Source organism: Shewanella baltica, assembly GCF_900456975.1.
Classification (GTDB): Bacteria; Pseudomonadota; Gammaproteobacteria; order Enterobacterales; family Shewanellaceae; genus Shewanella; species Shewanella baltica.
The window spans coordinates 336,323-362,469 of record NZ_UGYM01000002.1 but is presented as its reverse complement, the minus strand read 5'-3'; the positions used below and the strand labels follow the sequence as shown (position 1 = coordinate 362,469).

The 26,147-nt window shown below is 44.7% G+C and carries 23 protein-coding genes and 1 riboswitch; of the genes, 12 read left to right on the top strand and 11 right to left on the bottom strand.

What is annotated here, in order from left to right; translation table 11 throughout:
* Positions 1 to 254 precede the first annotated feature (254 nt).
* The 4 genes from DYH48_RS01620 to DYH48_RS01605 form a co-directional block, all read right to left on the bottom strand.
* On the bottom strand, positions 255 to 1,448 hold the full coding sequence (locus tag DYH48_RS01620) for a tetratricopeptide repeat protein (protein ID WP_115333873.1): 1,194 nt from the start codon (positions 1,446 to 1,448) through the stop codon (positions 255 to 257).
* Positions 1,449 to 1,575: 127 nt separating this feature from the next.
* Positions 1,576 to 1,914, bottom strand: a complete 339-nt coding sequence (locus DYH48_RS01615) for a hypothetical protein (RefSeq protein WP_115333872.1) — start codon at positions 1,912 to 1,914, stop codon at positions 1,576 to 1,578.
* A 214-nt stretch (positions 1,915 to 2,128) separates the two neighbouring features.
* A complete protein-coding gene (locus DYH48_RS01610) occupies positions 2,129 to 3,379 on the bottom strand; it encodes an ammonium transporter (protein ID WP_006080145.1) in 1,251 nt (416 codons plus the stop codon).
* 10 nt (positions 3,380 to 3,389) lie between these two features.
* On the bottom strand, positions 3,390 to 3,728 hold the full coding sequence (locus tag DYH48_RS01605; RefSeq protein WP_006080143.1) for a P-II family nitrogen regulator: 339 nt from the start codon (positions 3,726 to 3,728) through the stop codon (positions 3,390 to 3,392).
* Between the two features lie 344 nt (positions 3,729 to 4,072).
* Between DYH48_RS01605 and DYH48_RS01600 the strand changes: the two genes are divergently transcribed.
* Entirely contained in the window at positions 4,073 to 4,615 is a 543-nt protein-coding gene (locus DYH48_RS01600) for a hydrolase (protein ID WP_115333871.1), read from the top strand.
* A gap of 81 nt (positions 4,616 to 4,696) precedes the next feature.
* On the opposite strand, the gene DYH48_RS01595 is transcribed toward DYH48_RS01600, so the two are convergent.
* Complete coding sequence (locus DYH48_RS01595) at positions 4,697 to 5,449, bottom strand: putative porin (protein WP_115333870.1); 753 nt, start codon at positions 5,447 to 5,449, stop codon at positions 4,697 to 4,699.
* 308 nt (positions 5,450 to 5,757) lie between these two features.
* On the opposite strand from DYH48_RS01595, the gene DYH48_RS01590 reads away from it, so the two are divergent.
* A complete protein-coding gene (locus tag DYH48_RS01590) occupies positions 5,758 to 7,080 on the top strand; it encodes an IS4-like element ISSba6 family transposase (RefSeq protein WP_115333869.1) in 1,323 nt (440 codons plus the stop codon).
* Between the two features lie 56 nt (positions 7,081 to 7,136).
* Here DYH48_RS01590 and nrfA read toward each other — a convergent pair whose 3' ends face one another.
* Positions 7,137 to 8,540 (bottom strand): ammonia-forming nitrite reductase cytochrome c552 subunit, encoded by a 1,404-nt coding sequence (gene nrfA, locus DYH48_RS01585; RefSeq protein ID WP_115333868.1) that lies wholly within the window; start codon positions 8,538 to 8,540, stop codon positions 7,137 to 7,139.
* A 225-nt stretch (positions 8,541 to 8,765) separates the two neighbouring features.
* Between nrfA and narQ the strand changes: the two genes are divergently transcribed.
* On the top strand, positions 8,766 to 10,601 hold the full coding sequence (gene narQ / locus DYH48_RS01580) for a nitrate/nitrite two-component system sensor histidine kinase NarQ (RefSeq protein WP_006084161.1): 1,836 nt from the start codon (positions 8,766 to 8,768) through the stop codon (positions 10,599 to 10,601).
* Positions 10,594 to 11,223: a response regulator gene (locus DYH48_RS01575; RefSeq protein ID WP_006084162.1), complete on the top strand. Its 630-nt coding sequence runs from the start codon at positions 10,594 to 10,596 to the stop codon at positions 11,221 to 11,223. The genes narQ and DYH48_RS01575 overlap by 8 nt, the downstream gene beginning before the upstream one ends.
* Positions 11,224 to 11,313: 90 nt before the next feature.
* Here the strand turns inward: DYH48_RS01575 and DYH48_RS01570 are convergent, their stop codons facing one another.
* Positions 11,314 to 11,688 carry a YacL family protein gene (locus tag DYH48_RS01570; RefSeq protein WP_041411501.1) on the bottom strand — a complete coding sequence of 125 codons (375 nt, stop codon included), beginning with the start codon at positions 11,686 to 11,688 and terminating at the stop codon, positions 11,314 to 11,316.
* Between the two features lie 197 nt (positions 11,689 to 11,885).
* On the opposite strand from DYH48_RS01570, the gene DYH48_RS01565 reads away from it, so the two are divergent.
* The gene (locus DYH48_RS01565) at positions 11,886 to 12,851 is read left to right on the top strand and encodes a zinc transporter ZntB (protein ID WP_115333867.1); all 966 of its coding nucleotides are present in this window, start codon (positions 11,886 to 11,888) and stop codon (positions 12,849 to 12,851) included.
* A gap of 105 nt (positions 12,852 to 12,956) precedes the next feature.
* Here DYH48_RS01565 and DYH48_RS01560 read toward each other — a convergent pair whose 3' ends face one another.
* The 3 genes from DYH48_RS01560 to DYH48_RS01550 form a co-directional block, all read right to left on the bottom strand.
* Positions 12,957 to 14,078 carry a succinylglutamate desuccinylase/aspartoacylase family protein gene (locus DYH48_RS01560; protein WP_115333866.1) on the bottom strand — a complete coding sequence of 374 codons (1,122 nt, stop codon included), beginning with the start codon at positions 14,076 to 14,078 and terminating at the stop codon, positions 12,957 to 12,959.
* Between the two features lies 1 nt (position 14,079).
* Positions 14,080 to 15,435: a lysine-sensitive aspartokinase 3 gene (gene lysC, locus DYH48_RS01555; RefSeq protein ID WP_063881752.1), complete on the bottom strand. Its 1,356-nt coding sequence runs from the start codon at positions 15,433 to 15,435 to the stop codon at positions 14,080 to 14,082.
* A gap of 150 nt (positions 15,436 to 15,585) precedes the next feature.
* A riboswitch (Lysine riboswitch) is annotated at positions 15,586 to 15,760 on the bottom strand.
* Positions 15,761 to 15,861: 101 nt separating this feature from the next.
* Complete coding sequence (locus DYH48_RS01550; protein ID WP_006084167.1) at positions 15,862 to 16,296, bottom strand: DUF3293 domain-containing protein; 435 nt, start codon at positions 16,294 to 16,296, stop codon at positions 15,862 to 15,864.
* Between the two features lie 588 nt (positions 16,297 to 16,884).
* Here DYH48_RS01550 and arcA point away from each other — a divergent pair.
* The gene (gene arcA / locus DYH48_RS01545) at positions 16,885 to 17,601 is read left to right on the top strand and encodes a two-component system response regulator ArcA (RefSeq protein ID WP_006080127.1); all 717 of its coding nucleotides are present in this window, start codon (positions 16,885 to 16,887) and stop codon (positions 17,599 to 17,601) included.
* 337 nt (positions 17,602 to 17,938) lie between these two features.
* Here arcA and DYH48_RS01535 read toward each other — a convergent pair whose 3' ends face one another.
* Positions 17,939 to 20,242 (bottom strand): S9 family peptidase, encoded by a 2,304-nt coding sequence (locus DYH48_RS01535; RefSeq protein ID WP_115333865.1) that lies wholly within the window; start codon positions 20,240 to 20,242, stop codon positions 17,939 to 17,941.
* Positions 20,243 to 20,508: 266 nt separating this feature from the next.
* Here DYH48_RS01535 and DYH48_RS01530 point away from each other — a divergent pair, with 266 nt between their 5' ends.
* From DYH48_RS01530 to DYH48_RS01505, 6 genes are all read left to right on the top strand, one after another.
* The gene (locus DYH48_RS01530) at positions 20,509 to 21,501 is read left to right on the top strand and encodes a class 1 fructose-bisphosphatase (RefSeq protein WP_115333864.1); all 993 of its coding nucleotides are present in this window, start codon (positions 20,509 to 20,511) and stop codon (positions 21,499 to 21,501) included.
* Positions 21,502 to 22,060: 559 nt separating this feature from the next.
* Positions 22,061 to 23,050 (top strand): nuclease-related domain-containing protein, encoded by a 990-nt coding sequence (locus DYH48_RS01525; protein WP_115333863.1) that lies wholly within the window; start codon positions 22,061 to 22,063, stop codon positions 23,048 to 23,050.
* Positions 23,051 to 23,324: 274 nt separating this feature from the next.
* A complete protein-coding gene (locus DYH48_RS01520; RefSeq protein ID WP_115333862.1) occupies positions 23,325 to 23,702 on the top strand; it encodes a hypothetical protein in 378 nt (125 codons plus the stop codon).
* A 2-nt stretch (positions 23,703 to 23,704) separates the two neighbouring features.
* The gene (locus tag DYH48_RS01515) at positions 23,705 to 24,316 is read left to right on the top strand and encodes a hypothetical protein (RefSeq protein WP_115333861.1); all 612 of its coding nucleotides are present in this window, start codon (positions 23,705 to 23,707) and stop codon (positions 24,314 to 24,316) included.
* Positions 24,313 to 24,852, top strand: a complete 540-nt coding sequence (locus DYH48_RS01510; RefSeq protein WP_115333860.1) for a hypothetical protein — start codon at positions 24,313 to 24,315, stop codon at positions 24,850 to 24,852. The genes DYH48_RS01515 and DYH48_RS01510 overlap by 4 nt, the downstream gene beginning before the upstream one ends.
* Positions 24,853 to 25,075: 223 nt before the next feature.
* Positions 25,076 to 26,092: an IS110-like element ISSba19 family transposase gene (locus tag DYH48_RS01505; RefSeq protein ID WP_115333859.1), complete on the top strand. Its 1,017-nt coding sequence runs from the start codon at positions 25,076 to 25,078 to the stop codon at positions 26,090 to 26,092.
* The last annotated feature ends 55 nt before the right edge of the window (positions 26,093 to 26,147 follow it).

Below are 26,147 nucleotides of genomic sequence, written 5' to 3'. Positions count from 1 at the left end.
TTCAAAAAATCAAATATAACTTATTGTTTTAATATATTTAAAAAAAATTAAAATTCAAATATGCCAGCTAACTCACAGCCTTGATGAACAAAATCGAATATGGCGGATAAAAAGCAGGCGGGAAATGCTTGCGGCAAGTATGAGTGAGCTATCCATGCCTGTCAGCTAAGGTGTTAACGACTAAACGCTTGAATGAGTGCAATTGATGCCAGCTCTCTATGTAAGAGAACTGGATGCTAAAGAGCTAGCCAATACTAATGGTGCAGCATGACTTGTAACTTGTTCTGATAACGGTGACGCTCTGAATCATCGCGGCTCAAAGCTAGCGCTTTTTCCATATTCAGTTTGGCACGTTTTTCATCCCCCAGCGCCCAGTAGGTTTTTGATAAACCGAAGAAGAATTCATGCCGATAATCGGCCTTAGCCAACGCCCTTTGATACCAAGCCAAAGCCTCGTCGTATTGATGCTCATCAAAGGCTTGCTGCGCCATATCATAGTAGTAATAGGGATTATGTATTCTTGCTAATTCAAGTACTTTATTGATTTCGGCCCACTCATCAAGCCGCCCCTGATCCCCTAAAATCAAAGCTAAGTTATAAAGCGTGGTTAAATTTTTCGATTCAAATTTAAGGGCATAGCGATACACCTGTTCGGCCCGTTTCTCATCCCCTTTATGCCGATAAATGATGGCGAGCGTATTGAGTGAGGGCACAAACTGACCGACGTTTAAACCCGCTTTGATGAGGGCATAGGCTCTGTCTAAATCGCCATTCACTAAAGACTCTGCCGCCATGTTGTTGTAAAACATGCTGATTAAGGTCTGCTTATTCACTCGGGTCTTACCATATCCTCGTAGGGCGCGCTCAGGCATAAAGTCCACTAAGATTGCCGAAGATGACACATAGACTGAATGCAAATTCTCGGGCGGAAGTAAGCGTAAGTTCACATGACCATTGATTAAATAGAAATCCCCTTGCTTGTCCCATACGGGTTCAATAGCGATATCTTGATACTCAGCGCCCACATTCAATATGTCCGCCAGCGCAGAAGTCATTACCACTAAGGACATGCAATTCCCCGCCCTTTGGGCGTAGGTTTCACGGGCAATTTGGGTCAGGTTATCTTGATAGCGAAAATCAATTTTAGCGCTATTGGTTTGACTGGCATTGATATAACTGGCTAACCATTCGTTGGCTAACATGGCGTTATTGTGGGAAAAAGTGTATTTGTCATAGCTACGCTTTACGTCTGTCACCACCTCTGGCGGCAAATAAAAAATATCCGCAACTGAAGGAATATCGGCGACAGGGGAAAACAGTGAATCGGCAAGTAGCGACTCAAGATCAGACGGATCAGGCTCGATGGTCGTCGAGCTACAGGCAAACAACTGACTGAGTGCAGTGCCCATGATGGCACTCAGGTATACGGCTCGGAATAGTTTCGACATATGTCCTCCCACACCATTAGCTCCTATTTGAGCTTATTACAAATGGCGAAAAAGACGACATAAAATGGTTACAAAAAATGACAATCGCTATCGTTAAAAAATAACGGTAAGTGATTTAGCAAGTTAGCTACTGCGAAGGTCGATCAACCTCTATGTATAACTCGCGCTGCTGGTAATTGTACGGCCGATAGTTATGTTCCCCACAGGTGAAATAGCGATAGGGCTTCATCACAGTAATACAACCTAAAGGTAAAGCCTGCAGAATTTGGATCTGCTGCTGACGACGCAGCGACTCCTGCCACTCAAAATCCTTGAGCACTTGATCGCGCACAGCAAAGGCATCGACAGACTCACTCGAGCGGTTAACTATGACTTCTCCTGCTAAGGCAGATACTGATATCAAGCCAGAAATGACGATAAGACTGAGTCGCGTAAATTGACCGACAGCTGTGGCATTTAAACTCATAGTTCACTCCTTTATTCGTGCAGTAAATGGTGCAGGTAAATAATGCTGCAAGGAAACAGTAATACTCGGCAACCGACTTATGCCTTCCCCCTTAAACTAATTGAGCTTCAACCATTGCGATGACCCATATAAAAAGCAGAGCCTAAGCTCTGCTTTACTATCCCTCGATCCACGCTAGGCATCAAGTTGAATCACAATTAATTCGCCAGTTTACTTAGCCAGCATTTTTAACCGTAACAAACTCTGGATACGCATCGATACCGCAATCAGACGCATCCATACCATTGTATTCTTCTTCCTCTGTCACACGGATCCCCATGGTTTTCTTAATCACATACCAAACCACAAAGGATGAACAGAATACCCAAGTAAAGATGAAGGCTGCACCGGTCAACTGCCCAGTAATAGTCGCATCAGCGTTGGATAATGGCACACACATTAGACCAAGGAAGCCAGCCACGCCGTGTACTGAAATCGCGCCCACTGGATCGTCAATCTTAATGCGATCTAAGCCCACAATCGAGAACACCACCACGCCGCCCGCAACTAAGCCAATCACACCCGCCATTAGCAGTGAAGGTGAAAGAGGATCTGCAGTAATCGCCACTAAACCCGCCAAAATACCGTTGAGTATCATGGTTAAATCCGCTTTACCCCAAATCATCTTACACACGATAAGCGCAGAGATAGCACCGAATGCCGCCGCAGTATTGGTATTAACAAACACTTTTGCCACTGAGCTCGCATTCGCCGCATCCGACACCATTAATTGCGAGCCACCGTTGAAGCCAAACCAGCCCATCCACAGAATAAACATACCTAAGGTTGCCATCGGCAAATTAGAGCCAGGGATAGGATTCACTTGACCGTTAGGGCCATATTTACCCTTACGCGCACCGAGCAACAACACACCCGCAATCGCCGCCGTCGCACCTGTCATGTGCACAATACCGCTACCGGCAAAGTCCACAAAGCCCAGTTTAGAGATAAAACCTTGGCCCCAAGTCCAATACCCTTCTACTGGATAGATAACCGCTGTCATCACCACAGAGAAGAACAGGAAAGCCCATAACTTCATCCGTTCCGCCACAGCGCCAGAGACAATTGACATCGCCGTTGCCACAAACACCACTTGGAAGAAGAAGTCAGATTCTAATGCATGGCTCGCATCTGATGATTGAGAACCGATTAAGGTACCAATCGATGGCAACCAACCCCCTTCAGTGTTATCCACATACATGATGTTGTAGCCAACCAGCAGATACATCACACAGGCAATCGCGTACAAAACAACGTTCTTAGTTAAAATTTCAGTGGTGTTTTTAGAGCGAACTAAACCCGCTTCTAACATGGCGAATCCCGCCGCCATCCACATAACTAACGCACCAGAAATCAAAAAGTAAAAGGTATCGAGTGCAAAGCGTAGTTCAGTGACTGTGCCGCCTAATTTTGTTAATTCTTCCATTGTCAGCCCCTTATAGCGCTTCTGTATCGAGTTCACCCGTACGGATACGGATAGCTTGTTCTAAGTCGACGACGAAGATCTTACCGTCGCCAATTTTCCCCGTATGGGCCGCAGTGGTAATGGCCTCAATCAACATGTCGAGATTTTCAGCCTTAGTGGCAATTTCTAGTTTTACTTTTGGCAAAAAATCCACCTGATACTCGGCGCCACGATACAGCTCTGTGTGCCCTTTTTGACGGCCAAAACCTTTAACTTCGGTCACCGTCATGCCTTCAATACCTATTCCGGCGATAGCTTCACGGACATCATCCAACTTAAATGGCTTGATGATAGCGCTGACTAGTTTCATCCTGACCTCCAAAAAAACGCGATTGTTATTAACTTGTATCAAAGTTAATTCAATCATTAGGCCAACAATTTAACTTACTGATTATTTTAAACTTTAACTAAAAAATGTTATTTTTAAAGGTTAAAAATGCACCATAATCGAGCACAAACAAGTGCAACGCACTCTTTTAGTGAGCAGTTTAAGTGCAGCAGCTATTCGACCTTAGGCCTATTGGTAACAAGGTTAAATTGGGGTCTACTGGGGGAAGCGTAAATCGAGATGAAACCTGAGCATCACAGCACAAGCTCTTAGACAAAAGCGAAGATCATCACTAAGACAATCATCAAGCGCAGAAGGAAGGCCCGATGTTAAAACCCGAAGAATGTGTTCTCGTTATCGTCGATGTGCAGGGAAAACTTGCACAAATCATGGATAACAGTGACAAGCTGCACCAACAACTACAGACCTTAATCCAAGGTGCACAATTATTTGAAATACCCATACTGTGGTTAGAACAGCTACCCGATAAACTCGGAGCAACCAGTCCAGGGCTTCAAACCTTACTGGAGAAAACCGGCTCCCCCATTGCCAAGCAACATTTTAGCGGTTGGCACTGTGAAGAGTTTGCGCAGGCACTCACTAAGACAAATCGTAAACACGTCATACTGGCGGGCATTGAAACCCATGTGTGTGTTTATCAAACCTGTTGTGACCTTATAGAACAGCAATATTCGGTGCATCTCGTGGCAGATGGCGTCTCGTCACGCAGTGCCGATAATAAACAACTGGGTATTCAGATGATGACGACCAGAGGCGCCTTATTAACTAACGTGGAATCGCTATTATTTGAATTACAACATCAAGCCCAAGGCGAGCGCTTTAGGGCATTATTAAAACTGATAAAATAGTCTTAAATTCATTTAGAGTAAAAGAATAAGGGTCACATTAACTTGTGACCTTTATATTAAATAATCGTTACAAAAATTAAATTAGAAACGACCAGTCAAACCTAAACCAATAAATACACCATCAGCATCTGAATCTAATTCTCTAGCTAACTCAAAGTTTGCAGAGAAGCTATCAGACAGACGTAACCAATAAGCGGTTTTCAATACGAAAGTATCATCATGACCATCATCGGTATAGCCTAGACCAACAGACCATGACTTAGTCACATACCAATCAGCACCTAAATTGAATGTGTCGTCAGAATCTTGATGTGTCCAGTTTGCGCTCAAATCAACACCAGTGGTTGATTGCAGTGCAATAAAGCTACGCACTTTTAAACCGTATGACTCTTCGATGCTATCGCTGCCATCGTTATAGAAAGCAGATACTGCAGAGCTATCGTTGAAGTAATAACCGACTTCTGCACCGTAAGTGTTCCAGTCAAAACTGCCGATTTCAGAACGTTGATAGTTAGCAGCAATAAACCATTTAGAAGCAAATACATAAGCGCCATCAACACCAATGGTATCTAAATCTGATTCATCATAATTGCTGTAATTAACGCCAACATTAGACGTTTGAGCTAAAAATCCATTAAGCGCATAAGGACCTTTAGTTTGGTCAACTGGGCTAATGTAGTAACGATAATTCGCGTTCCACAGACCATCGCTGAACTCTTCAGAATTTGCGCTATATTTTAGGCCTGCTTCATGCTGATATGGATTATCTTGTGCAGCAGCGGCATTAACACTTACGAAACCTAATAATATTGCTAGCGCGGTAATTTTTTTCATCAAAGTATTCCCTTATATGATTATAAGCTAGGAGTAAAAGATGAAGATAACGAAGAAACAATCTCAGTATTGCTTATTCCATTATCATTAATATCCATTTAAATTTATATTTAAACGAACCTGCTCTCCTAGCGGCGCACACCTTAATGCAAAAAATATATAATTGAAATAAAAATTTAATATTTATCCTTTAATAAAGGATATAAAAAAGCTCCCTATATAGGTAATGCCGATCAGTTAAGACAGATCACTTGACGATCTCGCTGAAAAGATCAAAATCCGATGACCTCTTGTCATCGGATTTTTTTATGCAACTCTCAGAAGCACTCGCCCGCACTCATATTACCCGCCTAACCGAATTCACCTGCTTAGCTGATGTGTTAGAACCTGAGTTAATTCAATCTTGTTTGGACTCTCAGGGCGTTGCGACATTAAGACGGCGTAAATTGCCGATGGATGCGATGATTTGGGCCGTTATCGGAATGGCTTTGTTCCGAGGGGAATCTATTCGGTCACTCATCAACAAACTCGACATTGTTTTGCCGCAAGAGATTGATTATGTTGCACGCAGCGCCGTGACTCAGGCTCGAAAACGATTGGGCAGCGAGGTTATTCGAGAAGTGTTTAGTCGCAGCGCTAATACCTGGCACGCGAGAGCTGAACATCCTCATTGGTGCGGTCTTAACTTGTATGGTGTTGACGGTGTAGTGTGGCGGACACCCGATAGTGTCCAAAATCAAGCCGCCTTTGCGCGCACCGCAAACGCTTCAGGCGAAGCGGCTTATCCGCAAATTCGCATGGTTTGCTTGATGGAGTTAAGCAGCCATTTGTTGGTCAACAGCGCCTTTGATTCGGTTGCCGAAAATGAAATGAACTTAGCATCTCAGCTCATTCCTAGCATTCCCAATCACAGCCTAACCCTATTTGATCGAGGATTTTACTCGCTCGGCCTGTTACATGCTTGGCAGCAAGCGCAACCTGATAGCCACTGGTTGTTGCCATTGAAGAAAGGCACTCAATATGAGGTGGTTCGAACATTGGGAAAACATGACCAGTGGGTGAAACTCACCACCACGCCTCAAGCCAGAAAGAAATGGCCGCAGCTCCCTGATACCCTTGAAGCGCGTTTACTCACTAAGACAGTGAAAGGTAAGTCAGTCGCCATTTTGACCTCGTTGACAGACCCGATGCGTTACCCCAGCGAAGACATCGTCGACTTATATGCCCATCGATGGGAAATCGAACTGGGCTACAGAGAGATGAAACAACATCTGTTGGAGAGTCGTTTTACGCTACGCAGTCAACTACCGGAGCTGGTGACTCAAGAGTTGTGGGGCGTGCTACTGGCCTATAATCTCATTAGATATAAGATGTTGCTGATGGCTAAAAGCTTGCCATCGGTCCATCCTAATCAACTGAGTTTTAGGGATGCGGCGAGTTATATCATCTTCAAGTTGACACAACTGCCATCACAAACACCGGGGAATGTCCCGAGAGACGTATTGGATATAGAACGCAATGCACGGCAATTTAAGTTGGATGGTAAACGGGAAAGGGCTTATCCAAGAGTCCTTAAAATGAGTAAAAACAAGTTTCCGGTTAGACCAAAGAAAAATGCCGTTCACTCTTAAGTGAACGGCATTACCCTATATAGGAGCTTTTTATTATTTTGAAGTCTACTTAAGTATTATTTATAAGTGGCCTCGCGTTTTTTCGCTTCTTCATCCCACTTAGGTAACATGTCTTTCTTAAATACTTCTTTCTCTGCATTCATTTTTTCCATGTCCATACCTAAAGCGGCTTGTGCCTTGGCTTTAGTAGAAATATCTGGGATCGCGATAGGATCTGTGATGCCTTTTTTCGCTAACAGTTGCGCTAATTTAACCCGCGCATCTGCCGCTTTATCTACCGCTGTGCCTAGGATGCGTAAGACTTCTTCAGGGGCATGCGCAGCAGCGCCGTGTGAAGCAATCGCATAGTCCCAACGCCATTGTGAATGACGGATATCGGTTAGAATGGGCTTCATTTCCGCTTCAGTTGCACCGGCTTTCCAAGCGGCAGCGGCTTCAAAGTGCGCTTTCACCAGTTGCGCTTCGGCGCGGCCTTTTAGCTCTTTCACTTTAGCTTTACGTTCGTTGGTCAGACCGACTAAGAACTCTTTACTTTGGCTGTGGCACGTCGCGCAGGTTTCTTCAAAACGATCAAATGGGTTACCCACTTTATGATCTGTGTACTTACGACCTTTGTCGTTGGTCACTTTTGGCATGTGGCAATCAACACAGCTCACATCATTCTTACCATGAACACCGAGTTTCCAAGTTTCATAGCCAGGGTGCTGCGCTTTTAACATAGGGGTTTTAGACAGCGCATGCGTCCAGTCGGAGAACTCAATACCGTCGTAATAGGTTTCCATTTGCTCAACGGTTGTGCCCATATCCCAAGGGAATTTAACGAAACCTTTTCTGCCTTCTTTTTTCTCGAAGTAGTATTCAACGTGGCACTGACCACAGACCATTGATTGCTTGTCTTTTTTAGACGCTTTGGCAAAGGGTGTGCCTAATGCTTCCATACCACGTTCAGCAAAGGGACGGGAGATACGCAGTTTTGGCGTGCCTTTTTCATGGCAGTCACCACAGCCTATAGTATTGACGACTTCTGGGCCGCCCTTGGCCCATTTACCTTTAAAGTAACCATCTTCACCTTGCTCTTCAATTAAGCGAGGTACATCAGGGCTCTTACAACTCCAACAAGCCATAGGCATTGGACCATCTTCCGCGTTGGCTGGTGCGCCAGTACGCAGAGTGTTACGCACATCCGTAATGGCATACATGTGGCCACGTGGTGCGTTGTAATCTTTCGCAAAACCATAACCTGCCCACAGCACGACTAAGCTCGGGTCCGAGGCTAACACATCGGTATTCTCAGTGCTTTTATCTGTGTCATGCCAACTGGCGTATTGATTAGCAAATTTGTCTTTATAAACTTCGTTACGAGGCTCTGTTTTATCACTCGCCATTGCGCCCGCCGCCATGAAGCTGGCGGCAACCAGTGCACTTAGTGCAAAGGACTTACCTGTCATCTTCTTCATCATCTCATCTCCGTGTTGCATTATTGTTGTAAATCACGACATCTCCATGGTCAAACTTAGTGACTTAATCCCGCTAAACATATACCTCTTAGGGGGTATCTAGGTCGAAGTTTGCGCTAGATCAAAATGTAAAGGTGTTGTTGTTCACACTTCTATACTTTTGTTAATGTATTACATTATTTTCTAATGTAAAAACCACTGCAAAGTGCCATAACAGCGGCCATTAAAATGAATAGCGGATTAATGAAACGAGGCAGTCTAACCTCAAAAATCTTAGGATTAATGTTAGTACTCATTCTGCTTTCTAGCAGTTTATCGACCTTTGCTATCATCAATTTGTCTTACAGCTTGGGCGACGCTAAGGCGATTAACGCCTCGGGCTCTTTGCGGATGCAAAGCTACCGATTGATGTTTTACGCCAACTCTGGCAGTGATGCTGCGCTCGATAAAATCATCGAATTCGAAAACACCCTCTATTCCGATACCTTAAAGCCTTCAGATAGTTGGTTTAGTCCACGTAAGATTGCCGATCAATATCAGCTCGTGATCGATAAATGGCTGGTGATGAAATACTACATAGAGCAAGAAAACTCCCGCGACTATGTGGCGTCACTTAAGGACTTTGTCGACACCATAGATTTACTGGTATTGGAGATGGAGCACCACGCCGCCTTTAAACTCAGGCTCCTCGCCGCCAGCCAAATATTAGGCTTAAGCGTCATGCTCATTATCGCCTTTGTGGCGGTGCGTTTTACTAAGAAGAAAGTGGTAATCCCACTGCAAAAGCTTATGGAATCGGCGAATACTATTTCTAAGGGCAATTTTGAAATCGAAATGCCCGAAACCGAATATATCGAACTTACAGCGCTCACCCATGCCCTGCAAAAAACCGCCAAGGAACTCGCTATGCTTTATGGCGATTTAGAGTCGCAGGTGGCAGAGAAAACCTTGGCACTCACTCGGGCCAACAATGAGCTGGCATTTCTATACGATAACCTGCTGACATTAAACGCAAATAAGCTCGATTACAAAGCGCTCAAAGCGGCACTAAATCAGTTAAAAGGCTATGAGTCACTCGACTACCTTAGGCTCATTATCCAGTATCCAGAGCAAGAGCTTGAAGTGATTGAGGCCGATGGCGGCTGGCCAGATATGACTCAAGAGAGTACCCGCTTCCCACTGCAATTTGAGCAGGCTAATTTAGGCTATTTAGAGTTAATTGCCGACCAAACACCGAATATCGCGCTATTTAATAATTTCGCGATTATGTTGACCCGGTCAATCGTGATCCACAACGCCACGGAGCAAAGACAACAACTGGCGCTAATGGAAGAACGCGGCGTGATCGCGCGGGAGCTACACGACTCTTTAGGGCAAGTGCTGTCCTTCCTCAAAATCCAAATTAGCTTATTACGCAAAAACTTAGATTGCAGTTGCCGCAGCCCGATCGTTGAGGCGCAATTAACCGAAATCAACGAAGGCGTGAGCACAGCCTACGTGCAACTCAGGGAATTGCTGTCTACCTTTAGACTCACAATTAAAGAACCCGATCTAAAAAGTGCCCTAGAGGCTATGCTCGAGCAGCTCAGAGCCAAGACGAATATCAAGATCACCTTAGACTATAAACTTGCACCACAATGGTTAGAGGCAAAGCAGCATATTCACATACTGCAGATCACGCGAGAAGCGACTCTAAACGCCATCAAACACGCCGAGGCCAGCCTCATCAATATCCATTGCTATAAAGATGATAAAGGCATGGTCAATATCGATGTTTGTGATAACGGCATAGGTATTGGACACTTAAAAGAACGAGATCAACACTTTGGCATAGGGATTATGCATGAGCGAGCCAGCAAACTTTCAGGTAAAGTCGTATTTAGCAACAATGAAATAAGCCGATTTAACGCAGCGACGACTACCACGATTGAGCAAGGAAGCAATAAACAAGACGATGCACTCAAGCCTAACCATTCATTCGACCTTGCGCAGCAAAGCAAAGGTTCAAGTGGCACTCGAGTAACACTTATTTTCCCCTCTCAACAGGAGCCTTCAAATGGGTAAACCTTATTCCGTACTTGTGGTCGATGACCATCCCCTGTTACGCAAAGGCATCTGCCAGCTCATTGCCTCAGATCCTGATTTCAGCCTTTTTGGTGAAGCTGGTGGCGGTTTAGACGCATTAACCGCTGTCGCCACCGATGAACCCGACATCATTTTGCTCGATCTGAATATGAAAGGCATGACTGGCCTAGATACTCTCAATGCCATGCGCCAAGAGGGCGTCACCTCGCGCATAGTGATACTCACAGTTTCCGATGCCAAACAGGATGTGATCCGCTTATTACGCGCAGGAGCCGACGGCTATTTGCTCAAAGATACTGAGCCCGATTTACTGCTCGAAAAGCTCAAAAATGCCATGCTTGGCCACAGAGTTATTAGCGATGAAGTGGAGGAATACCTCTACGAGCTTAAAGATGCGACCGATGAGCAAGAATGGATTTCGAGCTTGACGCCAAGGGAGCTACAAATTCTTGAGCAACTGGCGGAAGGCTTAAGTAATCGGATGATTTCAGAGCATTTACACATTAGTGAAGGCACAGTCAAAGTGCATGTGAAAAACCTACTGCGTAAAGCTAATGCCAAGTCGAGAACCGAAATGGCGGTACGCTACCTTAATCAGTAATCCCTGAGTTTAGCGAGGTATCGCGCAAACAATAAAGGCAATCCTATGATTGCCTTTATGTTTTTAATCGAACTGGACTTAAATGGATGATTACAGACCTTTCTCGACAAACTGCTGCCAACTCAGTAGCGCCTGCTCAAAGTCCTCTAAGCCACAATAGGCCTCAGACTCAGCATCATAGAGTGACATAGCCTCTTCTAACTCATACTCTTGCTCAAAACCTAAGGTATTCGCAAACACCCGCGCCTGTTCACGCTCTAACTCTAAGGTAAAATCATTACCAACGAGGCGCCATGCACCGCGTTTATCGGTTTGAATGTCTTTAATCATGCCCAACACTTGCTGAATTTTGGCTAAGTCTGGCCCCAATTCTTCTGTAAACCACTGCCCCAGCACTTCATGATCCATGCTAAAGCTGGCCAGAAAAGTGCCGGTTAAACTGTTACGCCGAAATTCGTATTCCATTTTATTGTCTCTTTGCTCTAAGCCTACTAATGCTAATTTTAACCTATCCTTGCCGAAGTTGCTCGCCCCACGCAGCACAGCCGATTTAACTCTATTGGCGTTGGCCTCTTATCCGTTAAGCACGAGTACTGACTTCATTTTCATGACAAAATCAGTTAGCTTGTTTATATGATTTTGAAAGAGATATGGAATGCGATATGCACGAAGGATTTATCTACAGCTTAGTGCTGAGTGGCGCCCAAGCGGGTTCTACCTTAAGCCTAGAGCAAATTGAAAAATGGAACCCGCAGGATGGCCTACTCTGGTTGCATCTTCGCTATCGCAATAAAAAGGCGCGCCACTGGATACTCAATAGCGGCCTGCCGAAGGTCGAGAGTGATGCCCTACTCGCCCAAGATACTCGCCCCCGCGCCGTTATCGCCGGCGAAGGCATATTGCTCGCGTTACGCGGCGTCAACCTCAACCCCAATTCGGCTCCCGAAGACATGGTGGCCGTGCGTATTTATGCCGATAAACAGCGGATCATATCCACCTGCGATCGCGAGTTACAGTCGGTCAAAGATGTCGCCGAGTTGATCCTTGAGGGCAATGGGCCTGCAACTACGGGTGACTTTATCGTCGCTGTCTGCGAGCGACTCACTAACCGTAAAGTCGAGTTCATCGATAAGTTAGAAGAACAACTCTCTGATTTAGAAGAGCTCGTTGTCTCTGGCAATGTAAAAGACTTACGCACCGATATCGCCGAACTGCGCCGCCAAACTGTCGCCATTCGCCGTTATTTAGCGCCCCAGCGTGAAGCCTTTTCAAAAATGATTTCCGAGCAAGTTAGTCTGTTTAACGATTCGGAGCGACTTAAACTCAGGGAAACAAACGATAAGCTTATCCGCACCATTGAAGATCTCGATGCCCTGCGCGACAGGGCAAATGTGACTCAGGAAGAATTACTCAGCCAACAATCGGAACAGCTCAATAAACGCTTATATTTCTTATCCTTAGTGTCGGCAATTTTCTTACCATTAGGCTTTTTAACCGGCTTACTCGGGGTCAATATTGGCGGCATACCGGGCGCCGACAACACTTGGGCCTTCGCCACCTTCTGCGGCATATTAATCTCACTCGTCGCCCTACAGATGGCACTGTTTTATCGATTTAAGTGGTTATAGCCTCCTTAAAAACAACAACGCCAATCGATTAGGATTGGCGTTGTTTCTTCTCTCATTCTTATAAACTAATTGTTATGCTCTAATGCTTTTGATCTAGGCTGGCGATTATGTCGTCGGCAACTCAAACACATGAGTCATGACTTTATAAAGCTCTGTTCCTTGGTGCACAGACGCCGAAGCAAAGTGCAAAATCGGCACGCAGTCCTGCGGCAAACGGACCGTCTTTAGCTCATCTGCCGTACCGTATAAATCCATACGCAGTAAATTGACTAAGGGCTGTCCCGCAGCCAGTGGTTCACCCACTGGCGCGCGGTACTCCACTAACCCTGAACTTGGCGCGTGATACTTTTTATAGTCCTTAAGGTAACAACCAAAGCGCTGCATTTTAGCGGGCGCAACGGTTTCAGCGATCACGCCGCGGTGACTTAAATACGCCAAAATCCCTTGGGCATCAACCAACGCATCCTCAAGACAGACGCGCTCTTGGCTCGCCAATTCTAAGGTTAACGCTGACACAGCAACGGCTAAATCTCGCCCCTGCGCTTTTGCAAAATCACTTAATTGCCACCAAGGACAAAACGCCGCCTCATCCATGGCACCACCAAAGGTGTTGGGGATAACAAGCGTATAAGGGATCGACAAAAACTGCGCAGCAGCTAAGTCATATTCAGGACAATACAAGTGCTTACAAGACTTAGGACCTGTGTGCAGATCGAGCACTATATCCGCGCTGTGGGCCATAATCTGCAGATTAACCGCGAGTCTATGGCCAGTAGTAATGCCCCACTCATGCCGCAACTTTTGCTGACAGGCTTCAACCAAAGTACTGCGATAAGCTTGGATCAGCTCGTTATCACTGAGCTTGGCATGTTCGCTATACCAAGTCGGCAAATCGATTGCATGATTCAAATACTCACGATTCCAATTCGCGCCTGTAATAGGGTCAAATCGGCCGAGGGTAAACTCACCACTTTTTTGGTTGATCCCGAGTGGATTCGCCAATGGCACTAAGGTGATTTCACCGCGGATGTCACAGAGTTCAAGCTGCTTCATCAACTGATAAATCACCGCATTACCTTGCACTTCAGCGCCGTGGACATTGGCCTGAATATACACTTTGGGGCCAGTCGCCTTATCGTCGCTCGGCTTAAAATGGTAAATAGGCAAGGTAAGCGCTTGCCCTGCGGCAAGCTCGCCAATTTGCAGAGACGATGTTGTCGGCAGCATATTAAGCGCCTTCGAACAGATTTTGATGCAGCGATTTCACCACTTGTGCCGCTTCCGATTCTGCCACTAACACACACAGATTATGTGGGCTGGCGCCTTGGCAAATCATCCGCACATTGTGTGGTTCTAACACTTCAAACACACGGCGACAAATACCCGGCGTGGTCGCAATGCGGTTACCGATAATCGCCACTAAGGCTAATCCATCTTCGACGCGCACCCGGCAATGCTGTGATAATTCTTGCAACAATGCCTCACTCAACAGACCTTGACCGCTAGAATCTGAACCGGTTTTATCGAGGGTTAGAGACACGTTCACTTCTGAGGTGGTAATTAAATCCACACTGATCTTATGTCGCGCCAATGTCGCAAAGGTTTCCGCTAAAAAGCCCTGCGCATGCAACATTTGCAAGCTGTGAAGATTTAACAGGGTTTGATCGCGGCGCAAAGCCACAGCGCGGAATACGGGCGCATCTTCCACTTGATGACGGATCCAAGTCCCGCCCTTTTCAGGCTCTTTACTTGAACCAACAAACACTTGAATTTGTTGACGAACAGCAGGAAGAATGGTCGCAGGATGCAATACCTTGGCACCAAAGGTCGCCATCTCGGCGGCTTCATTAAAGCTGATCTCGGCAATCGGAAAAGCATTGGGCGCAAGACGCGGATCGGTTGTATAAATCCCCGCTACATCGGTCCAAATCTCGACCGCTGAGGCGCGTAACGCTTCGGCTAACAGGGCTGCAGAATAATCACTACCACCGCGGCCTAATGTGGTCGTTTGACCTGCTTCATCGGCACCGATAAAGCCTTGTGTGACAATCACTTGTTCCGCTAACAGTGGCTGTAGATAATCACGAGCTAAAGTCGCAATCTGCTCAACCTGGGGTTCCGCGCGGCCAAAATGGCTGTCGGTACGTAATACTCGACGCACATCGAAGGCACTAGAGTTAACACCTTTCTCGCGGATGACTGCTGAAAACAACGCCGAAGAACATTGCTCACCGAGGGACAACAACTCATCCATGGTCGCTTTGCTGCGTTGTGATGCGAGCGCGTCACTCAATACTGACATGCGACTCAATAATTTATCTAATGCGGCGGCCACATCGTTAGGACGACCGAGCTTATCTAAAATCGCATATTGAATTTGGGCAATTTGTTTTAATCGCTGTAATCGACCATCGTCGTTGATGGATTCTTGCGTCAATTCAACTAACAGATTGGTCACGCCACTCGATGCGCTGACCACGACTAAACGACAATGAGGATTAGCTAACACTATGTCGGCACAGCGATTCATAGCGTTATAGTCGGCGACTGAGGTGCCACCAAATTTTGCGACAACGAGGGACATTAGCGCACCTCCGTGAAACACGTAGGGCAACAAATAAATGCAGATTGAATAAGATATTGATTAACTAACATGATCACACTCCGAACTGACTTCGTTCGAAGAGCCTGGTGCTCAATGATAACGCACCCCAAAAGAAGGGAAACAGCAATCGTCACCAGAAGCTCTCCACCAATTACAGGTGACAATCGTCAGGATTCAGCCTGAGCGACCGACATAAACATGCAGCAACCATATCTATGCCTCGGCGTTAATCTCCCTCATCAGTCATCGCTGGAGTTTGTGCTCCTCTGACCGACTACCTAGTTAACGCTCCTCTTCTGTTCCTTTCCTAGGGAAAGGGACGAAAAAAATAGCAATAAACCCCTAATGAAGTCAATGCTAATTTCATAACAAATGAATAATTTAAATAAAATCTTTTGAAAACAACTAAGTGCTTAAATCGGGTAACTCGTATACCAGCTGCACATAATCACTAAATTTGCCTAAACACACTTCATCATGTCCGGCCAAGGTGCAAGGCACTAAGCTCACATCCCCTTGTTCGACCACATAAATCGCGTATTGATTAAATTTCTTCCCCAATTGCAGCGCCATCGTTCTATCGATAAACACGGCCCAGCTTTTTTCCATGTGGGATAAATCCGGCGCCGCGCCCACTAAAGCACGATAGGGACTGCCGAGTAATTCAATTTCACGGAGAAGTTGGCGATCGAGTAAACGGTTTTGACTGGGAGAAAGCAGCTTTGAAGCGGGATTATGAGCGGTAATAACAGCAAAGGAAAAATCACAGGATAATGCTTGAGTCAGCAAAAATAACGGCGCTTGGTAACATTGCCACAAATCTTGAGTCGTATTGTCCATTGGTAGTCTAATCGAAAAATGAACCCAGGCTAGTGTAGCAGAGTGATTGTAAAATCCAAAGAGGCGTGAACTGGCTCACAGGAATCGCAAATACATTAGTTATACTAATCAATAGCTAAAGTAAATATCATGGTAAAAACCTCGACTCACCTAAAATTTGTTAACATTTCATTTGTTAACAAATGACTAAAACGAGTACAATGTACGTACTGGTGAGTTGAAACAGATTGAGCAAGATGCTTATCGTTCAATACAGTTTGTTACATATATCGCTTTAAGTAACGTGAACTGACCGGGCATCTGTTTAAAATGTGTTCTACATTTGATTTGTCTTTTAAACATTTAAAAAAAACAATAGTTAAGGAACTTATTCTAACTATTGCTTATCGAAGTTGGTACTGATTACGTTTTCTCGTATTACACTTAAACGTGCACTTAATCTACATCCAGATATAGATGTCACCGTAAAGATTTTCCTTTTGAGCACAAAGCAGTTCAAGGAAGTATCAACGCTTTTATGAATATAAGAGCCCGAAGTAAGTTGCTCTTATTGGTTAGTATAAACTGATTAAAATTTAGGTAAATAATATGCAAAATCCGCACATTCTGATCGTTGAAGATGAAGCCGTTACCCGTAACACGCTGAGAAGTATTTTCGAGGCAGAAGGGTATGTGGTAACTGAGGCCAATGATGGCGCAGAAATGCATAAGGCTATGCAGGAAAACAAAATTAACTTGGTCGTTATGGACATTAACTTGCCAGGCAAGAATGGCCTGTTGTTGGCACGTGAACTACGTGAAATCAACAACATCGGTCTGATCTTCCTGACAGGTCGTGACAACGAAGTCGACAAAATCCTTGGACTTGAAATTGGCGCGGACGATTATATTACCAAGCCGTTCAACCCACGTGAATTGACGATTCGTGCTCGTAACCTTCTGACTCGCGTCAACAGCGCTGGTGCCGAAGTCGAAGAAAAGAGCTCAGTAGAATACTATCGCTTCAACGATTGGAGCTTAGAGATCAACAGCCGTTCATTAGTGAGCCCACAGGGTGAATCTTACAAACTGCCACGTAGCGAATTCCGCGCTATGCTGCACTTTGTTGAAAACCCAGGCAAAATTTTGACTCGTGCTGATCTACTGATGAAAATGACTGGCCGTGAACTTAAGCCACACGATCGTACTGTAGACGTGACTATCCGTCGTATCCGCAAGCATTTCGAAAGCTTGCCAGATACGCCAGAAATCATCGCGACTATTCACGGTGAAGGCTATCGCTTTTGCGGTAACTTAGAAGGCTAATTGCCCGCTAAGCGACACTCGCATTAGCAACAGGATTGATTCGATAAGCATCAATTCACAAAAAACCAGATCCTAGGATCTGGTTTTTTTATGTCTAAAATTTAGCGAATCAGATTAATAGGCGATACTTACAGAGTTAAGAGTCAGGCTGATGGCAAAGCCGATGTCCAAAATAGAGACGAAAATCTTCTTATAAAACAGAAGTATAATTATAAAACAAGCTCCACCTATCAGCGCTAATGAGAGCGAGTGATGTAAGAGCTAAACAAGGAGCGAGCCTACAAGGTATACGTATGGCATAGCAGCATACGCAAGCAGGCCCGCTCTCTATCTCGCGCTACTTAGCGCTTTTCAGCTGTCTATCGAGGAAATCCGCTAATGAGCGGTATAAGTGATTACGCACTTTCTCGCCACGCATCGAATGTTTAGATCCCGGATAATCGATCATCTGGAATAATTTACCTTCATCCTGCAGCGCTTTATAAACCCGAGTGCTGTTTTCAAACAAGACGTTATCGTCAGCCATGCCGTGATACATCAATAGACCCGCTTGATAGTTTTTCACGTAAGGGAACACGCTACTGGCTTCATAACCCTTTTCATTACCTTCGGGATGACCTAAATAACGCTCAGTATAATGGGTGTCATACAAGCGCCAGTCGGTCACAGGTGCGCCCGAAATCGCGGCTTTAAAGTAATCTGGCGCCTTAAATAAACTCATCAAAGCCATATAACCGCCGTAGCTGTGGCCGTAAATCGCCACATTATCGGCATCGACAAAGGCTAAGCTACGCAGATACTCCACCCCCACTTTTTGATCATTCACTTCAGCTTCGCCCAAGTGACGGTAAATCACCTGCTCAAACCGAGTGCCTCTGTGGGCGCTGCCGCGGTTATCTAATTGGAATACCACATACCCTTGTTGCACCAGATACTGGGTAAAGTAGTCCTGCTCGCTCCAACTATTAGTCACTAACTGGGCGTGCGGCCCACCATAAACCCGCACTACGACAGGGTATTTCTTGCTTGCATCGAAGGGAACGGGTTTGAATAAACGGGTTTGCAGCACTTGGCCATCTTCGGCTTTCAGTTCACCAAATTCAGGGATTTGCCACAGCCCCGCATAGTCATATAAAGGATGACCTTGCTTGACCGCATTTTGCTCGACCCAAGCCAGTTGCTGGCCCTTGTCACCGTGTAAACTGATTTGCGGTGGCTGAGATAAGCTATTGAAATAATCCAGATATACGCTCTGATTATCGGCGAAAACAGGATTGTGCATCCCCGCTTGCTTGCTCACGCGCTCAACCTTGCCGCCCGCTAAAGGCACGCGATAAAGCTGTTTTTCAATTGGCGTGTCTTTACGGCCGGTGAAATACACCCAGCCTGCGGTTTCATCTATGTATTCCAACTCATCGACAGCCCACTCGCCCTTAGTCAATTGCGTTTTGAGTTTGCCTTTTAGGTCAAACAGATACAGATGATTAAAACCATCACGCTCAGACGCCCAAATAAAGGCCGACTGTTGCTTTAAGAAATGCAGATCGTTATTAAGGTTTACCCAAGCATCGCTGCGTTCTTTCACTAAGGTTTTTGGTTTAGTCAGCGCATCTAACGCCACTAACTGTAAATCGAGCTGGTGCTGATCGCGGCTCTGCCACTGAAACGACAGGTGTTTGCTACCCGGCAACCAATCGACCCGCGGCAGGTAAATATCCTTATTTTTATCATCACTTAAGGTTACCCAATTAATCGCCTTATCTTTTAGCGTGACCACAGCTAATGCGATGTCGACGTTGTTTTTGCCGGCATAGGGATAACGCTGCTCAGTAAGCTTTATACCATCGGCATAGATCTCGTTACGGGTCACTTGCTCGACCGCAGATTCATCGATACGGGTAAAGGCGATGGCCGATTCATCGGGCGCCCACCAGTAGCCAGTCATGCGATCCATTTCTTCTTGAGCGACAAACTCGGCCATGGCATTTTTAATCGCCCCGCCGCCATCTGTGGTCATAGCCTCAAGTTTTTTGCTCGCCAGATCTAACACATACAGATTTTGATCCCGCACGAAAGATACAAAATTGCCCTTAGGCGATAGACGTGCATCTGTAGCGAACCCTTCACCAATCGGCAATTGAGTCACGCTCTTGTCGGCAAGGGAGAAGTAATACAGATTCCCAGCAGCGGGGATTAATAGCGCTTGGCTATCATCGGCCCAGAAGTACTCCATAATGCCTTCGCCATAAATACGTTGGCGCTCGCGGCGGGCTTTTTCTTCATCGGATAATTCATTGGTCGCGAGTTTATCGGCATTTAATAGCAGGCTCGACTCACCGGTTTTGACATCCATCTGCCAGAGATCATAAAAACTTTGATTATCTTTACGGCCAGCAAGATAGGTAACCCGCAGGCCATCGGGGGACAATTTCAAACCACGGGGACTGGTGCCCGCTAAGGCAGGCGAGGCATTCATTCGCTCAATCGTCAGTGGCTGTTTGCCACCTTCCATTGCCAAAGCAGGGGTCGTTGCTGAAATCATAGCTGTCGAAATCATGGCAATTTGGCTCGCTATCAGTAAGGGAACGGCGCGCACCTTAAGCGAGCCCGCAGGGAACCAAGTTAACTTATTTTTAATCATTATTATTCCTTGGAAGTATAATCGCCTAAGATGTCAGCGATTAAAAACAAGCCGACATTGTGCCAGAGGCAAACCCCAAATAGAAATAGCATGCAATATGCCGATACAAATTAGGATCATCTCGTAGACTCAGTCCAAATAATCCCTAAAAGCCCTAATATTCGCTAAAAGCATCAGCAACATCGCTGAAATTGTCGACTAACTGAGTTATCATTCGCGGCAAATAACGAAATTGACCTCATTGTTGAACCTCTAAAGGACATAACATGCAGACTCTGGCCCAGCACCTGACCTCACAGGCAGTGAACGACTCCCTTTCCCACCTGATTTTAACCTTAGCCGACACCTCAAAAGCCATTAGCCATGCCGTTCGCCACGGTGCGCTTGCAGGCGTGTTAGGCGCGACTGAGCAAGAAAACGTCCAAGGTGAAACCCAGAAAAAACTGGATATCATCACCAACGACATGCTCAAAGATGCATTAAAAGCTGACGGTACAGTGCGCGGTTTAGCGTCGGAAGAAGAAGATCATGTGGTTGAAGTCAGCCAAAATGGTCAATATCTGGTGTGTTTCGATCCGCTAGATGGCTCATCTAATATTGATATCAACTCGTTAGTCGGCACGATTTTCTCTATCCTGCCCGCCCCTGCTGGCGAGTTGACTGAAACCAGCTTTTTACAATCTGGCCGTGCGCAATTAGCCGCAGGTTATGTACTTTATGGTCCATCGACCATGCTGGCATTAACCACTGGCCAAGGCGTGCAACTGTTTACTTTGCACCCAGAAACCAATGAGTTTTTACTGACTAACGCCGCCATGAGCATTAGCCCAGATACCCAAGAGTTTGCCATTAACATGTCGAACCAACGTTTTTGGGAAGCCCCAATGCAAACCTATGTTGCCGATTTACTACTCGGTAAAATTGGCCCACGCGAAAAATCATTCAACATGCGCTGGATTGCGGCCATGGTCGGCGACGTACACCGCGTGCTATCGCGTGGCGGTATTTTCACCTACCCAACCGACAATAAAGATCCTAAAAAACCGTACAAACTGCGCTTGATGTACGAAGCCAATCCAATGGCTTTCTTAGTCGAGCAAGCTGGCGGTAAAGCCTCAACGGGTTACGAAACTATTTTAGACATTACTCCAACGCATATTCACCAACGTGTTGCCGTCATCCTAGGCAGCAGCAATGAAGTCGACGCTTGCCTGAGCTATCACGGTATTGATTACAGTGAAGAACCAAATATAGAGTAAGCAGAATCGCTTAGCTTCCTGATTTTTATGATAAAAGCCACTGACCACAGTGGCTTTTTTATTGTCGCAGAATGCGACATTTTGAGTTGTGATTGCGAAATCAGGGATCTGTAAAGTTTTAGCGATGAGTTTCACATTTGGAGTTTATGCGGCCTAACGGCCGAGGTGAATCAAAGTCGTGGTTCTTCAACCCACACCCGACCAAGAGGGGATCAACAGCAATTCCCTCTTGGATCTCCCTTGCCGCCCCTTGCGAAGTTACATGCATTAGAGACTGGCTTAGTGCTTATTCGAAAATAGCTAACGCTTCCGATGGGGCGTCCCTTCCCCCCGAAAGCTACGCAGACGTCCTGTCTGCATCACGCTATTTCCTTCAACGCCCTTCAGCAACTTCGCAGGGGAAGGTGAACTTCTGTAGCTACTGTACGAACTATTAATCCCCAAAGATTTATGCTTGTACCAGCTTTAACGTTCAGCTATTTTTGTCTTTATCTTTGAACGGCAAAGTGGGTATTATGAGGCTGATTATTATCAAGTTATGAATGGATGCTGTTGATAAATGATTCTAAAAACCAAATCACTTCAAAATACCCAAACACCACAGGCTATCGCGGGTCAAAAACAAGAACAGGATGTTGCCTTCTATTTACGCCGCGCCTTCAAAGATCATCCACAAGTGTTGGTCATCAATGATTTTCGATTCACCTTTAATGACGAAACCGCGCAAATTGATCACTTAATTATCTACACCTACGGTTTTGTGCTAATTGAATCCAAGAGCATAAAAGGCCATGTGGAAGTCAATCAACAGGGTGAGTGGACGCGCAGTCACGGAAGTAAATGGTTTGGTATGCCGTCTCCTATCAAGCAAGTTGAACTACAACAAGCACTGCTTAAAGAAATGCTAAAGCAGCATAGAAGAGAAATTCTAGGAAAATTACTTGGTATAAGACAACAAAGTTTTGGCATGCGTTGCTGGGGCCATGTGTGCGCAGTATCAAGCGATGCGGTAATCAACAGAGATACTATGCCAACGGCCATTTCTGAGTTGTTAGTTAAAACAGAGTTTTTAGTCGATAAACTTGATAAGATCATGAATCTAAAAAGTAAGTTCATGCGCATTATAAATGTAAGCGACACCCGCCCCGACTTTAATCAACAAGAACTCAATTCCATTGCCAATTTCTTAATCGATCAACATATAGACCCACATAAATCAACGAGTGAAATAACGCTCGCGCAAACACAACAAATCAATGAGCCTGTTGCACACTTTGAAGTTAACAAAGCAGTTGAAGTCATAACCCAACCAATAACTCAATCTGCCACACACAGCATTCTTAGCTGTAAACATTGTGGAGAATCAACAAACTACACCCCAATGTACGGTAAGTTTGGTTACTACATCAAATGCAACCAATGCACTAAAAACACGCCAATGAAACAAGCCTGCCCACAGTGCCAAAGCAAAAATATCAAAATACAAAAACGCAGCCAGAGCTATACCCTCACCTGCCAAGATTGCAGTCATAGCTCACAGGTGATTTAAGCGCAGGCTAATATTTGTTTAAATTACATTATTTAGAATAAAGGTAGGTCTATGATAAATATAATAAGCAGAGATTCATGCCTGCCCGCCATTATATTTATCTTATTGTTTTTTTAATGATTTATAGTGCTAACTTTGATTATTCGAATGAAACTAATACATATAGAGCCATAAATGTTAAGTGCTAGCTAAAAAACTAACATATCCTTATTGAATTTATGGTTTTAGACCCCATTGATAAGTGTTGTATTTACATTAATTTAAGTGATCTTATATGACCCTAAAGAAAGAGAAACCGAAGAACAGAACTGTTTACTATTTTCGTTGTGAATTCGCCAAAATTGAAGGTGCTGCTGTTAAAGATACACTTGAAACAATGACGAAGTCCGCTTGGCTAAAACTGAACTCAACTGAAGAACGTACTTTTTATATAGGAGAAGAACGTTCTGTCGTTGGCATGAAGCTATCTAGCCGTAAGGCTAAACTAAGTTATGGAAATAGGGATTGTACTCTTTTCTCTGTGGGTCTGTATGAAGTATCAATAAACCATCAAAAGCAAGTGCAGAGCTTGAAGCTGGTACTTATGATGCTCCTATTGATCAAGAGTTTCTCGATGGTGAAGGATTCGTTTGTATTTTTGGTAATCACTTAATCATGAGCCCTGCTGCAACTTTTAGAGCAAGTGTTATTAATGGATTTTTATCATCATTGATAGAAAAAGGCGGTTACGTAAAAGAATCAAATGTAATGGACATACAGCAGGTTGCGGATATTGATGTAGTCAAGACAATTGAAGATGAAGGTGTTAGCAATATAGTTGTCAATGCGGTGTCATATCTTTCCACTTTAGAGTACATTAAACGTATTGATCCTAAAGAGAAAGTTTCAGGAAAATTACAAAAAATCACCAAAATGGTAAAAGGTGTTTTAGATGTATTGAGAGATGACGACACTGATGCTGAAATCCTCGAAAAAGAAGGATTAAATGCTAAGGTTGTAATTTCTCATGATGGTCGAACATCTGGTAATGATGCTGATATTGGTCAAGAACACGCGAAAAATACAGCTAAGTTATTGGCTTCAACCAATGTTGGCGGATATGTGATAACAACCAAGAGCGGTACTAAACTTACTAATGAAGATACAGTCTTAAAACATACAGTAAAGGTAAAACGACACGGTAAGTCCGTTGATAGAGATAAAATGTGGCTTAAGCTAGTTAAATCGTTAGAAGCATATGAGCGTGAAGGCATATTAGAGCAATGAGTAACTGGAAAAAGTACAGAAAAAAAACAATATATTTACTGCTAACTATTGTTTTCAGTGGTATTTTTGCTGTGCTTTTACAACCATTTTTAACTGATAAAGCCCTTGATGTCTTAGTTAATATTTATTCTATTTTGGCTGGTTTTTTAGTAGGTGTGATAGCACTCATTGGTGATCCTAGTTCTCTTCCCACAGGTTCCTGGCGTGTTGCTGAAAATGCAACTCAAAATACTTTTCGGAAACTTCGTAGTACTAAAAACTTACTCTATGTGTATCTTCTGACGTTATTCGCTATATTTTCTTACAAGCTTCTAGCTGTGCCTCACGCTCTTGACGTCATTAAAACCACGCATTGGGGGCTTGTCATTCTCCCTTATTTATCTGATTTTAAAGTATTTGTAGAACAGGTCATTCTATTTCTATCATTTATAGCATTTTCGTATTCATTTACTCTACCAAATAGTTTATTTAACATTCAGAAAGCGCGAGTAGAGAAAGAAATTGAAAACCGAAGAGAACAAGCCAATATCAAATAAACCAGAAAGATCGAAAAAATGGGACAGGCGTAACCCTTTCAGGATTTTCAGCCCACACACTAGCCACAGAAGTTCACCTCCCCTGCGAAGTTGCTGAAGGGCGTTGAAGAAAATAGCGTGAGCGAGGCATGGATAATGGAATGGACCCATCCACTTTTAATCGGCCTCACAGTGGGCCACGATGTAGTCGCTAAAACTCATCAGAAAGAGGACGGGTCCACTTATGAAGATTACTACAATTGGTTTAGATATCGCAAAGTCTGTTTTTCATGCTGTTGGTGTCGATAAAGCAGGCAAGTTAATCAAAAAGAAAATGCTTAGACGCAAGGACTTACTTTCCTTTCTTGCTCAAATTGAGCCGTGTCTGATTGTGATGGAAGCCTGTGGTGGAGCAAATTACTGGGCCAGAGAATTTGAGCTGTTGGGCCATAACGTCAAGCTAATCGCACCTCAATTTGTGGTGCCTTTTCGGCAAGGTAATAAAAATGACTACAACGATGCGCTAGCCATCGCTGAAGCTGCGCAGCGACCCAACATGCGGTTTGTAAAACCCAAAAGCGTTGAGCAGCAAGATGTGCAACTGCTCCACCGCATGCGCGAACGATTAACTAAACAATCAACCGCCTTAATCAATCAAGTCAGAGGGATGTTAGCGGAATACGGCATTGTGATAACCAAAAGTAAATCGGCTTTTAAAGTACAGTTTCCAGATATTTTAGCGGATGAAACCAATGCGCTGACTACCAAAGGTCGGGCCATTTTTTATCAGTTATATGAAGAGTTTAGTGATATAGAAAAACGGCTTAAGGGTTGTGACGTTCAAGTGCTCACTGAAACTAAGAACAATGTGATTTGCCAGCGTTTAGAAACTATCCCAGGTATTGGTCCAGTCACCGCTACCGCCTTTTATGCCGCCGCAGGTGATGGTAAAGATTTCAGTAATGGTAGACACTTTTCAGCTTGGTGTGGCTTGGTTCCCAAGCAACACAGCAGTGGAGGTAAAGATAACCTCCTTGGAATAAGCAAGCGGGGAAATGCTTACTTACGTACCCTGTTCATCCACGGCGCCAGAGCTGTGTTACAGCACAGTTGTCATAAACAGGATAAATTTAGTTGCTGGGCAATCCAGTTAGCAGAACGCCGAGGTTTTAACCGAGCCTGTGTAGCCGTCGCCAATAAACTCGCGAGAATGGCATGGGTTATCGCGGCGCATGACGAAGAATATCGACTTCCAGTATAGTGCTGAATAGATTCAATAAACGTTAATAATTAACCAACCAGCAAGTTGCTAAGAC

What these genes read in the sequence shown, in the direction of transcription:
- DYH48_RS01620 (WP_115333873.1), bottom strand. Translation starts at nt 1,448, where the DNA reads ATGTCGAAACTATTCCGAGCCGTATACCTGAGTGCCATCATGGGCACT.
- DYH48_RS01615 (WP_115333872.1), bottom strand. Translation starts at nt 1,914, where the DNA reads ATGAGTTTAAATGCCACAGCTGTCGGTCAATTTACGCGACTCAGTCTT.
- DYH48_RS01610 (WP_006080145.1), bottom strand. Translation starts at nt 3,379, where the DNA reads ATGGAAGAATTAACAAAATTAGGCGGCACAGTCACTGAACTACGCTTT.
- DYH48_RS01605 (WP_006080143.1), bottom strand. Translation starts at nt 3,728, where the DNA reads ATGAAACTAGTCAGCGCTATCATCAAGCCATTTAAGTTGGATGATGTC.
- DYH48_RS01600 (WP_115333871.1), top strand. Translation starts at nt 4,073, where the DNA reads ATGTTAAAACCCGAAGAATGTGTTCTCGTTATCGTCGATGTGCAGGGA.
- DYH48_RS01595 (WP_115333870.1), bottom strand. Translation starts at nt 5,449, where the DNA reads ATGAAAAAAATTACCGCGCTAGCAATATTATTAGGTTTCGTAAGTGTT.
- DYH48_RS01590 (WP_115333869.1), top strand. Translation starts at nt 5,758, where the DNA reads ATGCAACTCTCAGAAGCACTCGCCCGCACTCATATTACCCGCCTAACC.
- nrfA (WP_115333868.1), bottom strand. Translation starts at nt 8,540, where the DNA reads ATGATGAAGAAGATGACAGGTAAGTCCTTTGCACTAAGTGCACTGGTT.
- narQ (WP_006084161.1), top strand. Translation starts at nt 8,766, where the DNA reads ATGAATAGCGGATTAATGAAACGAGGCAGTCTAACCTCAAAAATCTTA.
- DYH48_RS01575 (WP_006084162.1), top strand. Translation starts at nt 10,594, where the DNA reads ATGGGTAAACCTTATTCCGTACTTGTGGTCGATGACCATCCCCTGTTA.
- DYH48_RS01570 (WP_041411501.1), bottom strand. Translation starts at nt 11,688, where the DNA reads ATGGAATACGAATTTCGGCGTAACAGTTTAACCGGCACTTTTCTGGCC.
- DYH48_RS01565 (WP_115333867.1), top strand. Translation starts at nt 11,886, where the DNA reads ATGCACGAAGGATTTATCTACAGCTTAGTGCTGAGTGGCGCCCAAGCG.
- DYH48_RS01560 (WP_115333866.1), bottom strand. Translation starts at nt 14,078, where the DNA reads ATGCTGCCGACAACATCGTCTCTGCAAATTGGCGAGCTTGCCGCAGGG.
- lysC (WP_063881752.1), bottom strand. Translation starts at nt 15,435, where the DNA reads ATGTCCCTCGTTGTCGCAAAATTTGGTGGCACCTCAGTCGCCGACTAT.
- DYH48_RS01550 (WP_006084167.1), bottom strand. Translation starts at nt 16,296, where the DNA reads ATGGACAATACGACTCAAGATTTGTGGCAATGTTACCAAGCGCCGTTA.
- arcA (WP_006080127.1), top strand. Translation starts at nt 16,885, where the DNA reads ATGCAAAATCCGCACATTCTGATCGTTGAAGATGAAGCCGTTACCCGT.
- DYH48_RS01535 (WP_115333865.1), bottom strand. Translation starts at nt 20,242, where the DNA reads ATGATTAAAAATAAGTTAACTTGGTTCCCTGCGGGCTCGCTTAAGGTG.
- DYH48_RS01530 (WP_115333864.1), top strand. Translation starts at nt 20,509, where the DNA reads ATGCAGACTCTGGCCCAGCACCTGACCTCACAGGCAGTGAACGACTCC.
- DYH48_RS01525 (WP_115333863.1), top strand. Translation starts at nt 22,061, where the DNA reads ATGATTCTAAAAACCAAATCACTTCAAAATACCCAAACACCACAGGCT.
- DYH48_RS01520 (WP_115333862.1), top strand. Translation starts at nt 23,325, where the DNA reads ATGACCCTAAAGAAAGAGAAACCGAAGAACAGAACTGTTTACTATTTT.
- DYH48_RS01515 (WP_115333861.1), top strand. Translation starts at nt 23,705, where the DNA reads ATGAGCCCTGCTGCAACTTTTAGAGCAAGTGTTATTAATGGATTTTTA.
- DYH48_RS01510 (WP_115333860.1), top strand. Translation starts at nt 24,313, where the DNA reads ATGAGTAACTGGAAAAAGTACAGAAAAAAAACAATATATTTACTGCTA.
- DYH48_RS01505 (WP_115333859.1), top strand. Translation starts at nt 25,076, where the DNA reads ATGAAGATTACTACAATTGGTTTAGATATCGCAAAGTCTGTTTTTCAT.